We start from the raw sequence: 4,004 nt of genomic DNA, 5'->3' as shown, positions 1-4,004 counted from the left end.
ACCGTGGCGCGCGTGCGTGAACTCGAAAACATTCGCAGCTTCCTCACCGGCCAGGCGTTGACGGCGGTGATCGATCTCATCTTTTCCATTATTTTCCTCGGCGTGATGTGCATCTACAGCGTCTGGCTGACGCTCATCGTCGCAATCTCGCTGCCGGTCTACGCCATTGTCTCCATGATACTCAACCCGATCCTACGGGAGCGGTTGAATCACAAGTTCGCGCGCGGCGCCGATAACCAGTCATTTCTTGTCGAGGCGGTGTCAGGTGTCCAGACAGTGAAGGCGATGGCCATCGAGCCACAGTTCACCCGTCGGTGGGACAACCAGCTGGCGGCCTACGTCAACGCAAGTTTTCGCGTCAACTCCCTGAGCAATGTCGGCCAGCAGCTTATCCAACTGGTGGGCAAGCTAGTTACTCTGGCCACGCTCTTTTTTGGGGCAAAGCTTGTCATTGACGGCAAGCTCACTGTCGGCGAACTGGTTGCGTTCAACATGATGTCGCAACGCGTCGCTGCGCCCGTCCTTCGGCTTGCACAACTGTGGCAGGACTTCCAGCAGGTGGGTATCTCCATGCTCCGTTTGGGCGACATCCTCAATTCACGGACCGAGCTGCCACAGAGCAGGCAGGCACTGCCGGCAGTCAAAGGCGACGTCAGCTTTGAAGACATCCGCTTCCGTTACCGCCCGGACGGGCAGCCGGTACTCAATGGCGTGAACCTGACAATAAGCGCCGGCGAGATTGTCGGCATTGTTGGACGATCGGGGTCGGGTAAAAGCACGCTGACGAAACTGCTGCAGCGGCTTTACGTTCCAGAGAATGGCCGTGTCCGCATCGACGGGATCGACCTGACACTGGCTGACCCCGCGTGGTTACGCCGCCAGATTGGCGTCGTGCTTCAGGAGAATCTGCTCTTCAATCGTTCGATTCGTGAAAACATCGCGGTGACCGACCCCGGTACATCCCTTGAAGTCGTGATCCATGCGGCGAAGCTTGCCGGCGCCCACGAATTCATCTCCGAGCTTTCCGAAGGATACGACACGATTGTCGGTGAACATGGATCGACTTTGTCTGGCGGTCAGCGGCAGCGAATCGCTATAGCTCGCGCCCTGGTAACCAATCCCCGGATTCTTATCTTCGACGAAGCGACAAGTGCGCTTGACTTTGAGACCGAAAGGGTGATCCAGAACAACATGCGCGCCATGTGTCAGGGCCGTACCGTCATCATCATCGCGCATCGGTTGAGCGCGGTTCGTCATGCCCATCACATCATCGCGATGGACAAAGGCCAGATTGTCGAGCGCGGCAGTCATGATCAACTGGTCGAGAAGGGAGGCTACTACGCCCATCTCGTCACTTTGCAGAATACCTGATGGCAATCAATTCGCTCCGCCTCCAGGCCGTAGGCGATCTGTGCCGCAGATATGGGACCATCTTCCGGTCTGCGTGGGCAATTCGCGATCAACTGGACACGCAACCCCGAACGGCGCAAGAGCTACAATTCCTGCCTGCCAATCTTGAACTCATCGAAACGCCATCGCATCCCGCGCCTCGCTGGACCATGCGGGTCATCGTCGCGCTCGCGTTCGTGATCCTGCTTATCGCCATCTTTGGAAAACTGGACATTGTCGCGACAGCCAAAGGCAAGCTGATTCCGGGCGCTCGTGTGAAGATCATTCAACCCGCGATCACCGGTGTTGTGCGACAGATCATGATCAGGGATGGCCAGCGGGTGGCCGAGGGGCAGGCACTGCTGGTACTGGATGCAACGCAGGCGGCTGCTGACGCACACAAAGCACGCTCGGCGCGTATAGACGCTGCGCTGTCCGCAGCGCGGGCGAGAGCGCTGCTGGATGTCCGAACCAGCGGCCGGCCGCCGGTCGTGGCCGCTGTGGACGGCGCCTCAGCGGAGCAACAGATTGAGGCCCAGCACTTCGCAGATGGACTTTACAAGGAATATGTCGACAAACTCGTTGCCGCACGGGCGGAGCTCCTGAAGAGGCAGGCAGAGCTCGGGACGACTCGGCAGGAGATCGCGAAATTGCGCGCAACCGCTCCGCTTGCCCGTAGCGAAGCGAACGACTACAAGACGCTGGCGCGTGACAACTACGTCGCCCAGCACGATTATTTTGGCAAGGAACAGACTGCGCTCGAGCAGGAACACGAACTTGCCGCGCAGCAGAGCCACGCGCAGGAACTTGCGGCAGGTATCGCCGAGCAGCGGGCGACGATCGAACAGACGACGTCACAATTCACGCGGGAACAGCTTGATTCGCTCGACAAGGCTAATCAGCAGTTTGCCCAGAATCGTGACGACGAAACCAAGGCCGTGACGAGGCAGGGTCTGTTGACGCTTTACGCACCCGTGAGTGGGACGATTCAGCAACTGTCCGTGCATACCTTGGGCGGTGTCGTCACCACGGCGCAGTCCCTTATGGAAGTAGTTCCGGATGATGCTGTCGAGGTCGAAGCGAGCATCGAGAACAAGGACGTCGGCTTCGTCAATGTGGGGCAGGACGCTATCGTCAAGATTGAGGCGTTCCCATATACGCGATACGGCTACCTGACAGGCAAGGTCACCGCAGTTTCCAATGATGCGGTACAGGACAGGGACAGGAAGCTGGGACTGACTTTCACGGCACGTATACGCCTACCGACCAGCCAGATGTACATCAACAATAAATCGATCAATCTCACCCCCGGCATGGAAGTGACGACAGAAATCAGAACCGGCCGACGCAGCGTCGCCGGATATTTTCTGGATCCACTGGTGCAGACCGCAGGGGAGAGTCTGCGTGAGCGTTGACATGAGCACGTGCAGGTCTTTGGACACCCTCTTGCATAGATTCAAACCTGGCCGTTTCCGGTGTCGCATGCTGCGGCGATACGGCCTGATGATATGCATCGCGTTCTCTCTTTGCACAGGTGGCTGGGCGCCTCAGGCGGTGATGGCATTTGACGTGTTCCAGACTGGTGGGGTGGTTCCGGCCACGCCGGCCGGCGCACTCCTATCGACCCGCGCGGGGTCACCCTGTCAGTTCGGCCCACTAGGGGCGCCACTTCGTCTTGACGAGGCAGTCGACCGTGCGTTGTGCGACAACCCCAAGACGCGGGAAGCATGGGCCAATGTGAAGGTGCAGGCCGCTGGAACAGGTGTCGCTAAGGCTGCATACCTTCCGAGTATCACGGGTACCTGGCAGGATGTGCGCGACGATTCCGTTACTGACGTGACAAACCATCCGGCACTTGGCTCGGCCAATCGCGCGACGATCCATAGCGCGTCGGTTTCGCTGAACTGGGTTTTGTACGATTTCGGCGGTAGGAAGGCCGCGCTCCGGAACGCTCAGGAATTGCTTGCTGCTGCCCGTGCTAATCAGGACGCCACATTGCAATCGACCTTTTCGACGGTGGCGACCGATTACTATTCGGCGCAGGCTGCGGCGGGGAAGTTGGCGGCTGCGCGGGAGACCGAAGGCATTGCGCACGACAGTTTTGTCGCCGCATCGGCCCGTGTCGGCCATGGGGTTGCGGCAATCACCGACCAGTTGCAGGCGCAAACGTCGTACGCGCAGGCGACCTTCAATCGGGCAAAGGCCGAAGGCGATCTCCAGACGGCGCTTGGGACACTCGCGTCGGACATGAACCTCAAGCCCAGTCAGCCGATCGTGGTGCCAGAGGTCGCCGACGGCGTGACCCCCGATAAGGAGTTCGCAGAAGCTGTTGAGGAAATGATCGACGACGCGGAACGCACGCATCCCGCTGTCGCGGCTGCGAAAGCGCAGCTTGAAGCGGCGGTGGCCAAGGAGCAGCAGACGCGCGCTCAGGGGATGCCAAACATCAGCTTCGTCGCCAAGTACAGTCAGAACAATCAGCCTGCCAGCCTGGGACTGGGGGAGCCACAGTTTCCCGCGACGGGGCATGACTGGTACTTTGGCGTGCAGGTGCAGATTCCGCTTTTCGAAGGTTTCGGTAGAACTTATCAGGTTCGCCAGGCGCACGCGCAGGT

General features: G+C 59.5%; 3 protein-coding genes. All 3 read left to right on the top strand.

Annotated features, from left to right (window positions below):
* Window positions 1-1,371 (top strand): type I secretion system permease/ATPase (locus PQQ51_RS34040; protein ID WP_408501576.1); only part of this gene is annotated, 1,371 nt, incomplete at its 5' end.
* Window positions 1,371-2,804, top strand: a complete 1,434-nt coding sequence (locus tag PQQ51_RS34035; protein WP_408501575.1) for an HlyD family type I secretion periplasmic adaptor subunit — start codon at window positions 1,371-1,373, stop codon at window positions 2,802-2,804. The genes PQQ51_RS34040 and PQQ51_RS34035, both read left to right, overlap by 1 nt.
* Window positions 2,805-3,087: 283 nt before the next feature.
* Window positions 3,088-4,004 (top strand): TolC family protein (locus PQQ51_RS34030; protein WP_408501574.1); only part of this gene is annotated, 917 nt, incomplete at its 3' end.

This window comes from Paraburkholderia xenovorans, assembly GCF_046030735.1.
Classification (GTDB): Bacteria; Pseudomonadota; Gammaproteobacteria; order Burkholderiales; family Burkholderiaceae; genus Paraburkholderia; species Paraburkholderia xenovorans_A.
Note: the sequence above shows the minus strand (reverse complement) of the source record. Positions and strands in the feature narration are given on the sequence as shown.

What these genes read in the sequence shown, in the direction of transcription:
- PQQ51_RS34035 (WP_408501575.1), top strand. Translation starts at nt 1,371, where the DNA reads ATGGCAATCAATTCGCTCCGCCTCCAGGCCGTAGGCGATCTGTGCCGC.